The organism is Streptomyces odontomachi (assembly GCF_024435355.1).
GTDB lineage: Bacteria > Actinomycetota > Actinomycetes > Streptomycetales > Streptomycetaceae > Streptomyces > Streptomyces odontomachi.
This window is the reverse complement of sequence record NZ_JAMJWG010000031.1, coordinates 10317-27277: the sequence shown is the minus strand read 5'-3', so window position 1 is coordinate 27277 and position 16961 is coordinate 10317. Positions and strand designations below refer to the sequence as shown.

Below are 16961 nucleotides of genomic sequence, written 5' to 3'. Positions count from 1 at the left end.
CCCAGCCGGGATACGCCACCACCGGCCTGCCGCACCCCACCGCGCCCGCCCCGCGTGCCGCGCAGTCCGCGGACTGGCCGCCGCACTGGACCGCTCCGGCACCCACCGCGGACTTCGCCGACACCACCGCGGAGCAGGCCCTGGGGCACCCGTCCGACTCCTGGCAGCAGCCGCAGGCCACGGGCCAGTGGGATGTCTCCGGTGCCCGGCAGCGCGCGGCGGCGGCCTCGGAGACGACCGGCGAGTGGCGGTTCTCGCAGGCCATGGGCCCTCAGCAGGCCGATCCGGCGGCCACCGGCTCCTGGCGGACGACGGACGCAGTCGCTGACGACTGGCGAGCGAGACGCGACACGCACACGGGCCAGTGGGACACCGGCCGCATCGAATACACCACTCAGACCACTCACACCACTCACACTGCTCCTACGACTCACACCGCTCACACCGCTCATGCCGAGCAGCAGGGCGGGCAGGACACCGGGCAGTGGCACACGGGTCAGTGGGACACCGGCCAGTGGGACACCGCAGGTTGGGACAGCGTGCGGGCCACCGGCACGGCTGACACGGGCACGTGGGAGCACGGCCGGGTCGCTGACCAGGGGATCGACGCCACCGGCGAGTGGCGCACCGGGACCTTCGCGACCGTGGGCGCGGAGCCGCACGGGCACGTGGCCGCCGATGCGGACCCGGACCCCACCATGACGGACACCACCATGTGGGACATGGCCGCCGTCGACGCGGGCCCGAACGGTGCCGTCGAGGAGTGGGACCAGGAGGCGGACGACACCGGGGAAGGGGAATGGAACCCCACGGCCGACTCCGTCCGCCCGGTCCGCGGCCGGCACCGTGTCATGAAGCGCGGCGGTCTCGCGCGCAGCTCCACCGTGCTGGGCGTCGGCGTGATCGCAGCCGTCGGCGCGGGCGGCATGGCCTCCGCGCAGGGCGGCAAGCCGCCGGTGCACATCTCCGTGCCCGACCTGTCGTCGGTGACCGACAAGCTGCCCGAAGCCGCGTCGTCCATCCCCGTCGTGGGCCATCTGCTCGCCGGTGACACGCCCAAGTCCAGCACCGCGTCCACCCCCCTCACCAGCGCCGGCGTCACCGCCGACGACGTCAAGCACGGCACCACCGACCCGGGTGAGGCCCTGCGCGACCGCATCCTCCAGCAGGCCGAACAGCAGCAGGACCAGGCCGCACAGGCCACCGCGCAGTCCGCCGAGGACGCCGCGGTCAAGAAGGCCGCCGACGAGGCCGACCAGCAGCAGGCGGCGGCCAAGAAGAAGGCCGACGCCGAGAAGAAGAAGGCTGAAGAGGCCGCCAAGCGCAAGGCGGAGGCCGAGCGGCTCGCCAAGCTGGCCAAGAGCTTCTCCCTCCCCGTCTCCTCGTACACGCTCACCTCGCACTTCGGCGACCCCGGCGCCATGTGGTCATCCGGCTACCACACCGGCCTCGACTTCGCCGCCCCCACCGGCACCCCCATCAAGGCCGTCCACAGCGGCACCGTCAAGGAGGCCGGCTGGTCCGGCGCGTACGGCTACCGCACGGTCCTCGAACTCAGCGACGGCACCGAGCTGTGGTTCTGCCACCAGTCGTCGATCAGCGTCAGCGTCGGGCAGAAGGTCACCACCGGCCAGGTCATCGGCCGCGTCGGCGCCACCGGCAACGTCACCGGGCCGCACCTCCACCTGGAGGTCCACCTCGGCGGCGGTGCCGCCAGCGACCCGCTGGCCTGGTTGCAGAGCAAGGGCATCCAGCCCTGAGACAGGGCCCTGACGGAGCCCTGAAGTAGGCGCCTTACACCACGTGCGGGCGCCGAGGGACGGCATCCCCGGTCCGGAGAAGCGGAATACCCGCCGACGCACCGGGGTTGCCACCTGCCATGACGTCACTTCGCCCACTCGGCTCATCCGGACTCCAGGTCTTTCCGCTCTCCCTCGGAGGCAATGTCTTCGGCTGGACGGCCGACGAAGAACAGTCCTTCGCCGTGCTCGACGCCTACGCGGCCGGCGGAGGCAACTTCATAGACACCGCCGATGTCTACTCGGCCTGGGCGCCGGGCAACCAAGGCGGCGAGTCCGAGACGATCCTCGGCAGGTGGCTGACCGCACGCGGCAACCGCTCCGACATCGTCGTCGCCACCAAGGGCGGCCAGCACCCCGACTACAAGGGCCTGTCCGCGGCGAACATCAAGTCCGCCGCCGAGGAGTCACTGCGCCGCCTCGGCACCGACTACATCGACCTGTACTACACCCACCGCGACGACCCCACCGTCCCCGTCGAGGAGATCGTCACCGCCCTGGACGACCTGGTGAAGTCGGGCAAGGCACGGGCCGTCGCCGCGTCCAACATCAGCGCCGAACGCCTCCAGGAAGCACTCGACTTCGCCACGCGCGAGAACCTCACCCCGTACACGGCGCTCCAGCCGCACTACAACCTCGTCTCTCGGGACACCTACGAGGGCGCCCTCCAGGACGTCGCGGCCCGCGCCGGTCTGGCCACGCTGCCCTACTACGCGCTCGCCTCCGGCTTCCTCACCGGCAAGTACCGCCCCGGTGCCGAGGTCGGCAGCGCCCGCGCCACGGGCGCCGGCCGGCACCTGGAGACCGAGCGGGGCCGCAAGGTGCTCGCGGCGTTGGACGCCGTGGCGAAGGAACGCAACACCGAGCCGGCCACCGTCGCGCTGGCCTGGCTCTCCGCCCGCCCCACCGTCGCCGCCCCCATAGCCAGCGCCCGCACCACCGCCCAACTGCCGCCCCTGATGGCGGCGGCGGACCTGGCCCTCACGGCAGAGGAGATGGGACGGCTCACGGCGGCTTCGGCTTGACGGTGCGCGCGTAGGGCGCGGTACGCCCGTGGGGGTGCGGGGCGCCCGGGGGCGCGGCGGGCGGCCTTGGGGCTGGGGGACGATGCGACCCTGCGGGTCGGTACCGGCCGGGTGGGGTTGTTCTGTCGTGTCCGGACGAGCGGCCGGTGGGGGGCTGGTCGCGCCCACGCGGCGGAGCCGCAGAAAGTCACAGCCCCGCGCCCCTTTTTGGCGCCTTCGGCGCCCCTCGTCGGGCGGGGTGGGCTGGTCGCGCCCACCCGGCGGAGCCGCAGTGGTAGCCCCCCTTTGTGGCGCCGAAGGCGCCTGAAAGGGGCGCGGGGAACTGCGCGACCAACCCCGACGAGACCGTCAGGTCGTCACCGACCCAGGGGGCTGGTCCTGTCGTATCCGGACCACCGAACCGGCGGCTGGTCGATCGCGCGGCCTGCTACCGGGGCGGCCCCCTACCGGGGCGGCGCCCCGTTCGGACATGACGGCGGACCGGGATACGGGTGGCCCCCGGCGGGGTGCCCGCCGCCGACCCACCCAGACGCCCCGGCGCCCGGGACCGCTCCCGGATAGCCCGGAGGCACCGAATACCCCGGATAGCCCGGAGGCACCGAATACCCCGGATACCCCGGGCGCACCGGATACCCCGGAACCCCCCAGCCGGGCGGCGGCCCATAACCGAACGGTGCCGCCCCCGCCGTGGGCGCCGAGCCCGCCGTGGGCGCCGCCCACGCCCACAGCGCCGGCGGCAACGCCCGTGTCGCCTGGGTCAGCGCAGGGCGAGCCACATCCCGGCGCCGCCAGAGCTCACGCAGCAGTCGCTCCTCCTGCGCGGCGAAGCCCGTGCCGGCCCGACCGCGCCGCCCCCGATGGCGCAGAAACGCCAGCGACGTGGCGAACGCCATGTACTCGGCCACCGCACGCCGGGCCGCCTTGCCGCCCAGCGCGTGTGCGGCGTACTCGCGCGCCAGCCGCCGGGCCCGCAGGGAGCCCAGCACATGCGCCTCGTGCGGGGGCATCCAGCCGGCCACCACATAGGGCGGCAGTTCATCGCGCACGGTGTGCAGCTCGCGTTGCCGGGTCCAGATCACCAGCCAGGTGAGCAGCGCGAACGCGGGCACCATGAACGCCAGGTAGACCAGCAGGAAGCCGTAGCCACCGAGCGACGACGAGGCGTTCCAGGCCGAGTGCATGCCCATCGCCAGCAGCAGCCCGCCGAGCGGCAGCAGCACACGGCGCACCCGCTGCTGCTCGTGGCTCGCCGCGGCCAGCCCGAAGCCGATGCCGCTGAGCACGGTGAACAGCGGATGCGCGAACGGCGACATGACCACCCGGACGAAGAAGGTGGCCACGGTCAGCGAGGCGAAGCCGGTGCCGCCGCTGATCTGGTCGTCGCCGAAGGCGGTGCCGAGGTAGAGGATGTTCTCGGTGAAGGCGAAGCCGGTCGCGGAGACTCCGGCGATCACCACGCCGTCCACGAGTCCGGTCAGGTCACGGCGGCGGAAGAGGAAGATCAGCAGTACCGCGGCCGCCTTCGATGACTCCTCCACGATGGGCGCTATCACCGTGGCCGCGAGCGTGTCAGCGCCGGCCGGGTCGGCGGTCTCGTTGGCTATCCAGTGCACCGCGAAGCTGTTCGCGACGATCGCGATGAGCGCGGCAGCGCATGCCCCCCAGGCGAAGGTGAAGATCATGTTGCGCCACGGCGCCGGGGCCACCCGGTCCAGCCAGCGGAAGGCGGTGATGAGCAGCGGCACGGGCAGTACGGCGAGCCCGAGACCGACGAGAAAGCCATGGGTCCCGGTCTGTTCCCGCACGAGGGCGAGTATCACCAGACCGGACAGGGCCAGCAGGGTGCTGATCGCGCCGGCCCGCACGGCAGGCCGCTGCCACCAGTGCGGATGCCGGGGCGCCGGCGCGGGCGCGGCGGCCAGGGGGGCGCTGGGGTTGCCCGCGGGGGCGTACGGGTCCGGCGCATGCGCGGTGTGCGGGAGCGGGGCGGGCGTGGGACCAGCGGGTGCGTCCGGATCGTGTGGTGCGGCGGCAGCAGGGGTCCCTGGCTGGTGAGGGATCCCGGAGGGGGACGGGTGCCCGGGCCGGGACGGCGGGGGCGGAGGACTCGTGGTCACGCTGTCGACCCTAACCAGCCATGGCGCCGGCGGCGATGGCGCCTCAGGTCACGGCTCAGGTCACGGCCGATGGCCGCTCTCCCTCGTCGACCTCACTGGTGGTCCGGCGGAACAGCAGGTCACGCACGACATGGCCCTTGTCGATGCCCTGCGCCTCGAAGCGGGTGCGGGGCCGGAAGCCGGGGCGCGGGGCGAAGCCGCCGTCCACCTGGGTGTTCTCGAAGCCGGGGTGCGCGGTGAGCACGTCGAGCATCTGTTCGGCGTAGGGTTCCCAGTCCGTCGCGCAGTGCAGCAGTGCGCCGGGCGTGAGGCGGCTCGCCGCGAGGGTGACGAAATCCGGCTGGATCAGACGCCGCTTGTGGTGGCGCTTCTTCGGCCAGGGATCGGGGAAGTAGACGCGCAGCCCGGCCAGTGCGGCGGGCGGCAGCATCTCGCGGAGCAGAATGATCGCGTCGCCGTTGGCCACCCGGACGTTGGTCAGCCCGCCCCGCTCCGCGAGCGCGAGCAGATTGCCCTGGCCGGGCGTGTGCACGTCGACGGCGAGGACGCCGGTGTCCGGATCCTCGGCAGCCATCTCCGCGGTGGCCTCGCCCATGCCGAAGCCGATCTCCAGCACGACCGGGCGCCCGTCGAAGAGCGCGTCGAGATCGAGCACCCGCTGACCGTCCACGTCGAACCCCCAGGCCGGCCACAGTCGCCGGAGAGCCGCCTCCTGACCTGCGGTGATCCTGCTTCGTCGGGGCTGAAAGCTCCGAATCCGCCGCTCGAAGCGAGCGCCGGCGGGGTCGGGCGCGGGCCCGGCACCCTCGGGGAACATGCGCGTACGCTCGCGCGCAACCAGGTGCCGGCTGCGATCGCCGCCGCCCGGACCGGCGCGCCGATCGGCACCCTGGTCGGCACCCTGGCCGGGGTCCGGGTTGTCGGCGTCGGGAGCTGTCGGGGATTCGTTGGACTGGAACACAGTGCGTCAATGGTACGGAGGCCTATGGCATGGGCGCGACCCGCTCACCCCCGCCCGAGGAGGGGCGCCGAAGGCGCTGATAAGGGGCGCGGGGCTGTGACATTCTGCGGCTCCGCCGCGTGGGCGCGACCGGCTCACCCCGCCCGACGAGGGGCGCCGAAGGCGCCAAAAGGGGGCGCGGGGAACTGCGCGACCAGCCCCCACCGGCCGCTCGTCCGGACACGACAGAACAACTCCACCCGGCCGGTACCGACCCGCAGGGTCGCATCGTCCCCCAGCCCCCCAGCCCCCCCCAGCCCCACCCCCCTCCGCGGCGGAGCCGCAGCCCCAAGGCCGCCCGCGCCCCCGGGCACCGGGGCCACCGTGGACCGCCGGAACCCGAGACCCGGCTCACCCCTCGGCCAGCGCAACCAGGGCGCGCCGGGCGACCGCGCGCCCGATCGGTAGGGACGCCGTAGCCGCCGGCGACGGTGCGTTGAGCACGTGGACGGTCCGTGCGGCCTCCCGGATCAGGAAGTCGTCCACCAGCGTCCCGTCCCGCAGTACCGCCTGCGCCCGTACCCCCGCCGGCGCCGGCACCAGGTCGGCCGCGGTCACCTCGGGCAGCAACCGCTGCACCGCCCCGGCGAAGGACCGCGCGGACACCGAGCGCCGCAACTCCCCGGCGCCGTATCGCCAGTGCCGTCGGGCGATGCGCCAGGAGCCGGGCCAGGCGAGCGTCGCCGCGAGTTCACGCGGGCGCACCGTGCCCCACCGGTAGCCTTCGCGGGCGAGCGCCGGTACCGCGTTGGGACCGACGTGGACGCCGCCGTCGATGCCGCGGGTGAGGTGTACCCCGAGGAAGGGGAACGCCGGGTCGGGCACCGGGTAGACCAGGCCCCGTACCAGGTCGGGGCGTGCCAGCTCGAAGTACTCACCTCGGAAGGGCACGATCCGCATCCCGGGGTCGTCGCCCGCCAGCCGCGCCACCTCGTCGCAGTGCAGTCCGGCGCAGTTGACCATCACCTTGCCGCGCACCACCAGGCCGTCGGCGGTGCGCACGGCCACGCCGCGGTCGGGACGGCGGTCGATGCACGTCACCTGCGCCCCGTAGTGGATCCGGGCTCCGGACATCTCCGCCAGGTGCCGGGCGACCTGCCGGTAGTCGCAGATGCCGGTGGTGGCGACGTGGATCGCGGCGAGCCCGCGCACGTGCGGTTCGTAGTCGGCGATCTGGGCGGGGCCCAGTTCGCGCACCGGGATGCCGTTCTCCCGGCCGCGTTGCACGAGGGCGTGCAGACGAGGCAGCTCGGCGCGTTCGGTGGCGACGATCAGCTTGCCGGTCTGCGCGTGCGGTATGTCGTACTCGGCGCAGAACTTCTGTATCTCGGCGGCGCCGCGCACCGCGTAGCGCGCCTTGAGCGAGCCGGGGCGGTAGTAGATGCCGCTGTGGATGACACCGCTGTTCCGCCCGGTCTGGTGGCGGGCCGGGCCCGGCTCCTTCTCCAGGACGGTCACCCGGGTTCCGGGGGCCGCGCGCGCGACGGCGTACGCCGTCGACAGGCCGACGATTCCGCCGCCGATCACCAGCACATCGCAGTCGACCCGCGCCACACGTCCACCTCCCACGTCCGATAGTGCATTGCACACCTACGGCGCGCTCAAACCCGGAAAGCCGCTTGCCCGCCGAGCCGAGTCGCACCACGGGCCCTTCCACGGCCCGCACACCCGGGCAGCGCGCATCGGGCGCCCACCACCGGCGGAGCCAGCCCGGCGCACGGGCGCGACGGACCGGCCCACCCTCAGGAGCACGAGCGGGCCCGCCCCGCCGAAGCGCGCACCGGCCCCACCGGAGCGGCACCGCGGCCCCACCGGAACGGCGCACCGGCCTCACCGGAACGGCACCGCGCGGCGCCGATCCCCTTACGCCGGAGCCATGAGCAACGGCCTGGCCCGCTCGCGCAGCTCCACCACCCGGGGCTCATCCCCGTAGGGCTCCAGCCGGTGCAGCAGGTCCTTGACGTACTCCGTGGTGCGCGCCGAGGAGATGCGTCCCGCCACCTCCACGGCCCGTACGCCCTGCTCACAGGCCGCGTCCAGGTTCCCCGACTCCAGCTCGGCGACGGCGGAGACGACCAGGCGCAGACCGTGCGAGCGGGTGAACTCCTCGGTAGGCCGGGAGAGCGCATGCTCGGTGAAGCGCCGCACCTGGCGCGGCGCCTTCAGGTCGCGGTAGCACTCGGCGGCATCGGCGGCGAACCGGTCGTAGGTGTAGAAACCCAGCCAGGACGGATCGTTGTCCCCCTCGCGGGAGCGTTCCAACCACCCCTCCGCGGCCTTCAGCGCGGCCCCGGCCGCCTGCGCATCGCCCGCGCGCGCATGCGCCCGGGCCTCGACGAGCCGGAAGAAGCTCATGGTGCGCGCGGTGGCCAGGCCGCGGTTGCGCTCCAGCGCTGCCTGGGCGAGGTCCACGCCTTCGTCGCCGAAGCCGCGGTAGGTGGCCTGGAGCGACATCGACGCCAGCACGTAGCCCCCGAGGGGCACGTCGGCCGCGGCCCGCGCCAGGCGCAACGCCTGGATGTAGTACCGCTGGGCGGCCTCCTGCTGGCCGGTGTCGAAGGCCATCCAGCCGGCCAGCCGGGTCAGCTCGGCACTGGCGCCGAACAGCGCACGGCCGACCTCGTCCGAGTACGAGGCGAGCAGCAGCGGCGCCGCCTCCACCCGAAGGCACTCGGGCACCATGGAGGACCGCCAGTCGCCGCCCCCGTACTTGGAGTCCCAGCGCCGCGCGTCCTCGGCGGCCTCTCGTAATTTCCGTACGTCGCTGTGGCCGACCTTGAGCGGCCCACCGGCACCGCCAGGCCCCGCGCTGCGCTCCACGGAGGCGTCGGCAGGCGTGATCAGCCAGCGCGAGGCGGGTGTGGCGTAGGCGCTCACGGCGAACGAACCCGCGAGTGACTGCCAGATCCCGCCGCCGCCCGCACGGCGTCCGGCGAAGTCCAGGCGGTACAGCTCGGTCGCCGACTTCACGGCGGCGCCGACGTCGCGCGGGAAGGCGAGGCCGACCTCGGGCGCGGGGTCCGCGTCGGCGAGGCCGATCTCGTGCAACGGCACCGGACGGCCGAGCTTCTGGCCGATGGCCGCGGCTATCAGGTGGGGCGCGGCGCCTTGCGGCACCATGCCCTTGGAGACCCAACGGGCCACCGATGTCTTGTCGTAGCGAAGCGTCAACCCGCGTTGCGCCCCGAGGTCGTTGACCCGCCGGGCGAGTCCCGCGTTACTGATTCCCGCTAGGGCGAGGACGGCGCCGAGTTTCTCGTTCGGCCCGCGTTGATCCCTGGACATGCGCCACCCCTGACACAGAAGGCTGCCGCGACGGTCGCACCACCGCACGGCATTCGTGCTTGTGTCCCCCCGGTCGCGCCCCTCTCCCAGGCCGCAAGAGCGGATGTCCGAGCCCCCGGGTATATGCCACCGCGAAAACACAGGCATACACAGGGTAGTTCGGTGCATCCCAAGCGTTAAGAGGCATAGTTCCGGATGGCGAGATTATTGCCCGTGTGGAGGCCGACCACGCCGGCGCGTGCTCCGCTCGTGTGGCCGTGCGCCCGGCTGTGCGCTCTACTCCGGCCATCCCGCAAGCGCTTCGATGGATCACGCGTGGGTCGGCTCGCTGTACTTGGGTCCAGCGAGCTGGGGGACACCGCCGCCTTCATCCCCGCGGGCGGCGGACCGGTCCGGGAGGCGAGTCCCGCCTCCCGGACCGTGAGTTGGGTCCGCCCGTCGGGGTGGAGCGCGCAGGCCAATATCATCCCGGCCGATTTGGCCGAAAATCGCCTACGCGAAACGCTCCTCTTACACCTTGGCGCGTGGCTGTGTCGCCTCTTTGCGGTGCCCGGGCGAGTCTCGACCGGAACTCCATGGCAAGAAGCTCCGGCAGGGCTCCGAAGGGGAGCCAGGACAGGTCCGGGAAGGGCCGGGACAGGTGCGGGAAGGGCCGGGACAGGTCCGGGAAGCTCCGCCGGGGCCGTCGGTCCGCCCGGGCGACCTCCGTTACGTCACCCGGAGGTCACCCGACGTCATGGCGAGGGGCCATGACGCGACATGAGGCGTTTGCCAGGGGCGCATGCAGGAGCACGCAAGCAGTTCCGTGAACCTTCCTGTGCGCCTCCTTCATGGCAGCATGGTGCCCAGTTCGTTCGGTGTGGTGGTGGATCCGGCGTCTCTGGGCGGTGGATCGCCGCGGTTCACGGCGGCTCCGACGTGCTTCGACGGGTCCGGCGGGCTCCGGTGGGCTTGGGGCGCCTCGCGGCAGTTCGCGCGGAGCGCCTGTGCTTCCTGGGGACTGCCGGTGGCGGCGTAGGAGTACGCGGGGACCGCAGCGGTGCAACGGGGCGCTGTGCACGGCCGCCGGCCCTGCGGGGGTGCTGTGGCTCCGCTCGGGTCCGGTTCGACTCCACCGCACCACCGGTCGGGCTGATGTGCAGTGGTTGCGCTCGCTGATGGCAGCGGTTGCGCTGATTGCAGTGGTTGTCCCCAGCCTGTGGAGGCGGCAATGCGGTGGTTGGTGGGGTGGAGCAGTGCCGCCGCCGGTGCCCTCGGGCGAGGGGCGGCCCGGCCCGCTCCGGCGGGCGGTGAGTCCGGCTACGACGGCGAGACGGTGCACCCCGTGGGCTCCCAACTCCTGTGGGGCGACCCGGATCCGCTGTGGGCCGTGGGTGACTGGCGCCCCGACGAGGTGCGGGTCGTCAAGGCCGACCCGCAGACCCGGATCGCCGTGCTCGGCACCTGCGGGGCCAGCGACGAGCAGCTGCGCGTCGCACTGTTCGCGGCTCGTGGCGGCGCCCTGCGGCACCTCACCGCCTGGTCGGGCAGCTACACGGCGATCGTCCAGGTCGGCCGGCGCATCGCCGTCGCGGGCGACCTCGCGGGCGCACGGCCGGTGTTCTACACGCCGTGGGCGGGTGGCACGGCGTACGCCACGGCCGCGCTGCCGCTCGCCGACCTCATCGAAGCCCCCCTCGACATCGGCCACCTGGCGGCCCTGCTCGCCACTCCCGACGTACCCGAAGCACTCCAGGACTCCACGCCCTACGAGGGCGTTCGGCGTATCCCACCCGGGCACGCACTGATCCTGCGCGCCGGCGCGCGTGAGATCGCCGGCTACGAGCCCATGGCCTCCCTCGCCGTCGCCGAGCCGTCCGGCGACGCGGCCAGCGCCATGGACGGCGTCCGTGACGCGCTCGTGGAAGCGGTACGCACCCGGCTCGCCGCGCCGCGCCACGTCCCCGGGGCGGGCATAGACCCGGGGCCCGTCCCCGGCATGGGGCCCGCAGAGCGCCGTGCCGGCCGCGGCATGCCCGTGCCCGGCATCGGCGCCGACCTGTCAGGAGGCCCCGCCTCCGGTGCCCTCGCCCTGCTCGCGGCCGGGCTGCCCGGCATGCCCGGTACCATCCTGGGCCACGGCACGGGGGCCGGGGAGCGGCTGCTCGCGGTCACCTTCAACGACCTCGCCGTCGGCGGCCAGGAGCACGAGGCCGAGCTGGAACGCGCCGGCGCGATCGCCGCCAACCCCCGCCTGCACCACGTCGTCGTCGCCGGCGGCGAGGAGGTCCTGCCCTACGCCGACCTGGAAGGCCCCCTGACGGACGAACCGGGCCCCTCCCTGGTGGCCGCCACCCGGCACCGTGCGCGGCTCGCCTCCGGCAGCGCCGACCACATCGCCGGATACGGCGCCCGGCAGGTCCTCGACGCCCACCCGGCCCGCCTCGCCGACCTGCTGGTGGACCGCAAGCGCCGGCACCTGGTGCGCCCGGTCGCCGCGCTCGCCAAGGCGGACGGCTCCGCCAGCTCCATCATCGTGCCGGCACGCGTGTACGGCGCCGCGCGGCGTCTCGCCCGCACCCCCTACCGCGCGGGCATCGACGCCCTCGCCGACCGGCTGCTGCGGCGCCGCTTCGACGAGGCGATCGATCCCGTGGGCGCCTCGCTCGCGGCGCTCGCCTGGGGCCGGCCGGGGCCGGCGGCGCGGTGGCTCACGGGAGAGGCCCTGGCTGAAGTATCGGTTCGTCTTCAGGCGGCGACGTCCCGCCCGGGACCCGGCTCCGGGCTGCGCCCCGGCGACTTCCGGGCCCGTGCCGCACTCGCCCGACACTCCGGGGACCTGCGCATCCTCGAACAGGCCGCCGAGGTCCGCTTCCAACGGCTGCACGCCCCGTTCCTCGACAACCAGGTGGTGCGCGCCTGCCGTGCGCTACCCGTCGCGCTACGCGTCAAGCCGGGCGCGCGCGCCGCGATCCTGCGCACCGTCCTGGAGGGCGCGGGTGTCGCCGAGTTGCCGCCCGGCTGGGGCGCCGGCACGCCCGCCGACGCCACGGCCACCGCACGCACCGGGCTACGGGCTGCCATAGGGGACCTGGTCATGCTCTTCGACACGCCCCTGCTCGCGGAGGCCGGCCTGGTCGAGGCACGGGTGGTGCGCAAGGCCCTGCGCGCCGCCTCCGAGGGCGAGCCGCTCCCCTTGGACGGCCTTGCCGACCTCGTCTCCCTGGAGGTGTGGCTACGCCGCCTCCTGGCCCGCCGCGGCACCTGCTGGAGCGGCACCCCGGCCCGTCAGCGCGCGGTCCCCTCGGGAAGCGTGGCCCCCCATCGGGACGCGTTGGGAGCGGGCCGCAAGCCGTAGCGGACGTGGGGCCCGTCCGCGGGCCTATCCTTCCGAGTGACGGCGGTCCGCGCCCCACACGGCCCACACGGCCCTTGCGGCCCACACAGCCCTTGCGGCCGTTGAGGTCGTGCGACGCGATGCGCTGCCACGGATCCGGTCCCATGACCGTCCTCTTCGCAGTACGAGGCAGCGGTCACGAAGGAGACTCCAGTGAACGGCCACGGCACAGGCTGCACGGAAGGCCGCCCGCCACGCCGTAAAACCCGGACGCTTCGGAAGCGTCCCCGGTGAGAATGGACCTGTGCGGTACGAGATCCTCGGCGTCACCCAGGCGCGCAACGACCAGGGCGCGCCGGTGCCCGTCGGCGGCACGCGCCTGCGTGCCCTGCTGACCGCCCTCGCGCTGCGCCCCGGTCGCGCGGTCACCACGGACACGCTCATCGGCGAGGTCTGGGCCGACCGGCCCCCGCATGACGCCCCGGCCGCGCTCCAGGCGCTCGTCGGCCGGTTGCGGCGCGCCCTGGGCAAGCGCGCCATCGCCTCCGACCAGGGCGGATACCGCCTGGTGGCCGACCCCGACGACATCGACCTCTTCCAGTTCGAACGACTCGTGCGGGAGGGCGTCACCGCCTGGGACCGCGACGATGCCGCCACCGCGGCCGGCACGCTCCGCGAAGCGCTGCGCCTATGGCGCGGCCCGGCCCTCGCCGATCTCCCTGACCGCGTGGGTGTGGCCACCCGCCACGAGACGCGACGCCTGGACGCCGTGCGCACCCGCATCGCGGCCGATCTGCGGCTGGGCCGCGCCGCCGACCTCATACCGGAGCTGACGGAACTCACCACGGCGCACCCGTACGACGAACCCCTGCACGCGCTCCTCCTCCGCGCCCTGCGCGCCGTCGGCCGCCGGGCCGACGCCCTCGCCGCGTATGAGAAGGCCCGCCGCACCCTCGCCGACGGCCTGGGCACCGACCCCGGCCCCGAGCTGCGCAACCTGCACACGGAGTTGCTGACCGACGGCGAACCGGAGCGGCGGGCGGGGGCGGAGCCTGGCCTCGCGCCGCAGCAACCGCAGCAGGCGTGGACGGTGCACACGGGGACGGCGTCCGAACGGCGAACCGGGGCCGAGCCACCGCAGCAGCCGGAGCCGGAGCGGCAGCCGGAGGCGGAGCCGGGCCGGCCGGTAGGAGAGCCGAGGCGGCCCGCGAGCGAGCCGGCTCAGCGGGGGACGGAACCGAGCCACCCCATGGCCGAGCCAGGCGGGCGGGCGGGGGAGCCGGGCCGGCCGGCAGCAGAGCCAGGCCAGCCGGTAGCGGAGGTGACGCAGCCTGCACTCAGGCCGGGCCAGCCCGCAGGCGATCCGAAGCAGCCGGGCCGGCCGGTAGCGGGGCCAGGCCAGCAGGCAGCACAGCCGGGCCAGCCGCCCCCCAGGCCGGACCAGCCCACAGCGCCGCCGGACCAGCTCACCAGGCACCCGAACCAGCCGCCGGCGAGCCCAGGGCGCCCGTCGGCGACGGAGCCGGAGCCGTACCAGCCGTCGGGGGCGGAGCGGGAGCAGCCGTCGGTGACGGAGCCGTACCAGCCGTCGGTGGCGGACTTCGAGCAGAACGGAACGCGGCCCGAGCGGAACGGAGCGGACCCCGAGCAGAACAAAGCGGAGCCCGGGCAGAGCGGAGCGCGGCCCGGGCGCGCACCCGCGAAGACGGTCCGCAGGGGGAACATCCGGCCCCGCCTCACCTCGTTCGTGGGACGTGAACCGGAACTCGACGCCATCCGTGCGGATCTGCATAGGTCCCGTCTGGTCACGCTCACCGGACCTGGTGGCTCCGGGAAGACCCGTCTCGCCGAGGAGGCCGCGGCCCGCGCCGAGGACGACGCCACGGCCGGGCACGCGCAGGCTTGGGTGGCCGAGCTGGCCCCGCTCGACCGGCCCGAAGCGGTCCCCGGCGCCGTCGTCAGCGCGCTCGGCCTGCGTGAGACGGTGCTGCTGGCGGAGCATGCCGCGCCCCAGGGCGATCCGGTCGCCCTGCTCGTCGACTACTGCGCCCCGCGCAGCCTGCTGCTGGTCCTGGACAACTGCGAGCACGTCATCGACGCCGCCGCCGAGCTGGCCGAGACCCTGCTCACCCACTGCCCCGGCCTGACCGTTCTCGCCACCAGCCGGGAGCCGCTGGGCGTGCCCGGCGAGTCGGTGCGCCCCGTCGAGCCGTTGCCGCCCGACCCGGCCCATCGCCTGTTCACCGAGCGCGCCACCGCCGTACGCCCCGACTTCGACCCCGGCAGCGATCCGGCCGCCGTCGCCGAGATCTGCCGCCGCCTGGACGGCCTGCCGCTCGCGATCGAGCTGGCCGCCGCCCGGCTGCGGCTGCTCACCCCACGCCAGATCGCCGACCGGCTCGACGACCGTTTCCGCCTGTTGACCAGCGGCAGCCGTACCGTCCTGCCCCGTCAGCAGACGCTGCGCGCGGTCGTCGACTGGTCCTGGGAGCTGCTCGACGAGACGGAGCGCATCGTGCTCTGCGAGGTCTCCGTGTTCGCCGGCGGCTGGGACCTGCCGTCCGCCGAAGCGGTGTGCACGGGCGCCGTCGCCGACATCATCGGCGCACTCGTCGACAAGTCCCTGGTCGTCGCCACTCCCGTGGAGGGCCCGCTGGACGGCGCGCCGGGCGGCGGCGGCATGCGGTACCGCCTGCTCGAAACCATCCACGAGTACGCGACCGAGCGCGCCGCCGAGCGCCCCGCGCTGCGCACCGCGGCCGAGCGCCGCCACACCGCGTACTTCCACGCCCTCGTCGAGCAGGCCGACCCCCTGCTGCGTTCCGCCGCCCAACTGGCGTGGATCCAGTGCCTGGAGGCCGAGCTGGACAACATACGCGCGGTGCTGCACCGCGCGCTGGCCGCGGGCGACGAGGAGAGCGCGGGGTCGCTGGCGGTCGCCCTGAGCTGGTTCTGGTGGTTGCGCAACTACCGTCAGGAGGCCGCCCGGTGGATCGAGCGCATCCTGCGCCTCGTGGTGCCCGCAACGGAGCCCCCTCCGACGACGGCTCCCGAGCCCGCCGCACCACACGCCCCCGACGCCCACCTGCACGCCCCGGCCGCCCCCAGCGCCTCCGGCGCCGCCCCGTCGGCGGCCGTGGCCCGCCCCTCCGCACCGTCGGTCGACACGGCTCTCCTGGCGGCCGACCCCGGCGAGACCGAGGACCACCCGCTCTTCTGGCAGCGGATGAGCCTGCGCCTGGTCTACCTGTTCCTGGAGATCGACAACCAGCCCTTCGAGCTGTTCACCGACGACCGCACCCGCGCCCACATCACCCGGATCCGCGAGGTGTTCGGGCAGCCGGTGCCCGCCGCCGCCCGCTTCCCCGGCCTGCTCTGGCCGTTCACCGTCTTCGCCCTGGAAGGCCCGGACGCGGTGACGTCCGCCCTGGGAGCCGCGATCGCCAACGCCCGTGTGCACGGCGGCGCATGGGAGGCCGGTGTCCTGTTGATGTTCCGCGCCCACATGGCCATCGACCGGTCCGGCGGCATCCACGACGTCGACGAGTACCTCGCGGAGCTGAGCGTGCTGAGCCGGCGGGCGGGCGACCGCTGGATGCTGGCACAGGTGTGCAGCGCCAACGCCGAGGCGGCCATGGCCCGCGGCCGGTTCGGGGAGGCGAAGAGCCGGTTGGAGGAGGCCCTGCGGCTCGCCCACGAGGTCGGCGCCCACGCGGAGACGCCCTTCCTGCTGGCCAGGATGGCCGAGATCGGCTACCGCGCGGGCGACCGTGGCACGGCGATCAAGCTCCTCGACGAGGCCGACGAGGCGGCGGACCGCTCCGGAGTGGCCGACATCCGCGCCTACGCACGCCTCCTGCGCGCGCTCCTGGCTCTCGACGAGGGCGACACGGCACGCGCCCGGACGCTGTGGAACGCCTCCCGGGAGGAGGCCGCGCGCGGCACCCCGCCCCCGCAGTTCACCGTCCTGCTGAACAGCGTCGAGTCCCGCGTCACCGCCGCCGAGTCCGGTCCGACGGCCGGGCTGTCCGTGCTGTCCGACACGCTGTACGAGGCGATGGTGCACCGTTGCGCCGAGTCGGTCCTCGCCGGTCTGGTCGACTGCGCCGCTGCGTTGGTGGCCGCACTCGGTGACCATCCGTGCGCCGCGCGGCTGCTCGGCGCCGCCACGGCCTGGCGCGGCGACCACCCACGCCCCCAGCCGGATCGGGTGCTCGCCGACACGGCGGAGCAACAGGCCTCCGCCGCGCTGGGCGCGGACCGCTACCGTGCCGAGCTGGCGGCCGGCGCGAGCCTCGCCCCGGAAGACACGCTGGCCGAACTGTCCACCGTCCTCGGCATCGACCCGCCACCGCCCGTCCCTGACACCGCGCCACCCTGGCCGCCGTCGACGTGAGCACGCGGCCGGCGCGGTCCGGC

8 protein-coding genes are annotated in these 16961 nt (G+C 74.2%); 4 read left to right on the top strand and 4 right to left on the bottom strand.

What is annotated here, in order from left to right; translation table 11 throughout:
• The first annotated feature begins 722 nt into the window (after nt 1-722).
• The gene (locus tag NQO67_RS39035; protein WP_255955308.1) at nt 723-1760 is read left to right on the top strand and encodes a M23 family metallopeptidase; all 1038 of its coding nucleotides are present in this window, start codon (nt 723-725) and stop codon (nt 1758-1760) included.
• A gap of 119 nt (nt 1761-1879) precedes the next feature.
• Entirely contained in the window at nt 1880-2824 is a 945-nt protein-coding gene (locus NQO67_RS39030; protein WP_255955247.1) for an aldo/keto reductase, read from the top strand.
• Nucleotides 2825-3267: 443 nt separating this feature from the next.
• On the opposite strand, the gene NQO67_RS39025 is transcribed toward NQO67_RS39030, so the two are convergent.
• From NQO67_RS39025 to NQO67_RS39010, 4 genes are all read right to left on the bottom strand, one after another.
• Nucleotides 3268-4746, bottom strand: a complete 1479-nt coding sequence (locus NQO67_RS39025; RefSeq protein ID WP_255955307.1) for a PrsW family intramembrane metalloprotease — start codon at nt 4744-4746, stop codon at nt 3268-3270.
• 250 nt (nt 4747-4996) lie between these two features.
• The gene (trmB, locus tag NQO67_RS39020; protein WP_255955306.1) at nt 4997-5758 is read right to left on the bottom strand and encodes a tRNA (guanosine(46)-N7)-methyltransferase TrmB; all 762 of its coding nucleotides are present in this window, start codon (nt 5756-5758) and stop codon (nt 4997-4999) included.
• A gap of 534 nt (nt 5759-6292) precedes the next feature.
• On the bottom strand, nt 6293-7495 hold the full coding sequence (gene lhgD, locus NQO67_RS39015) for an L-2-hydroxyglutarate dehydrogenase (protein WP_255955246.1): 1203 nt from the start codon (nt 7493-7495) through the stop codon (nt 6293-6295).
• Nucleotides 7496-7804: 309 nt separating this feature from the next.
• Nucleotides 7805-9226, bottom strand: a complete 1422-nt coding sequence (locus tag NQO67_RS39010; protein ID WP_255955245.1) for an NsdA family TPR-like regulatory protein — start codon at nt 9224-9226, stop codon at nt 7805-7807.
• Nucleotides 9227-10436: 1210 nt separating this feature from the next.
• On the opposite strand from NQO67_RS39010, the gene NQO67_RS39005 reads away from it, so the two are divergent.
• Both NQO67_RS39005 and NQO67_RS39000 read left to right on the top strand, forming a co-directional pair.
• Nucleotides 10437-12563, top strand: coding sequence for an asparagine synthase-related protein (locus NQO67_RS39005; protein WP_255955244.1), 2127 nt, complete (start codon nt 10437-10439; stop codon nt 12561-12563).
• Nucleotides 12564-12846: 283 nt separating this feature from the next.
• Entirely contained in the window at nt 12847-16938 is a 4092-nt protein-coding gene (locus NQO67_RS39000) for an AfsR/SARP family transcriptional regulator (RefSeq protein ID WP_255955243.1), read from the top strand.
• The last annotated feature ends 23 nt before the right edge of the window (nt 16939-16961 follow it).

Excerpts from the sequence above, each read along its gene's own strand:
- NQO67_RS39010 (WP_255955245.1), bottom strand. The coding sequence starts at position 9,226 with ATGTCCAGGGATCAACGCGGGCCGAACGAGAAACTCGGCGCCGTCCTC.
- NQO67_RS39035 (WP_255955308.1), top strand. The coding sequence starts at position 723 with ATGGCCGCCGTCGACGCGGGCCCGAACGGTGCCGTCGAGGAGTGGGAC.
- NQO67_RS39030 (WP_255955247.1), top strand. The coding sequence starts at position 1,880 with ATGACGTCACTTCGCCCACTCGGCTCATCCGGACTCCAGGTCTTTCCG.
- trmB (WP_255955306.1), bottom strand. The coding sequence starts at position 5,758 with ATGTTCCCCGAGGGTGCCGGGCCCGCGCCCGACCCCGCCGGCGCTCGC.
- NQO67_RS39005 (WP_255955244.1), top strand. The coding sequence starts at position 10,437 with ATGCGGTGGTTGGTGGGGTGGAGCAGTGCCGCCGCCGGTGCCCTCGGG.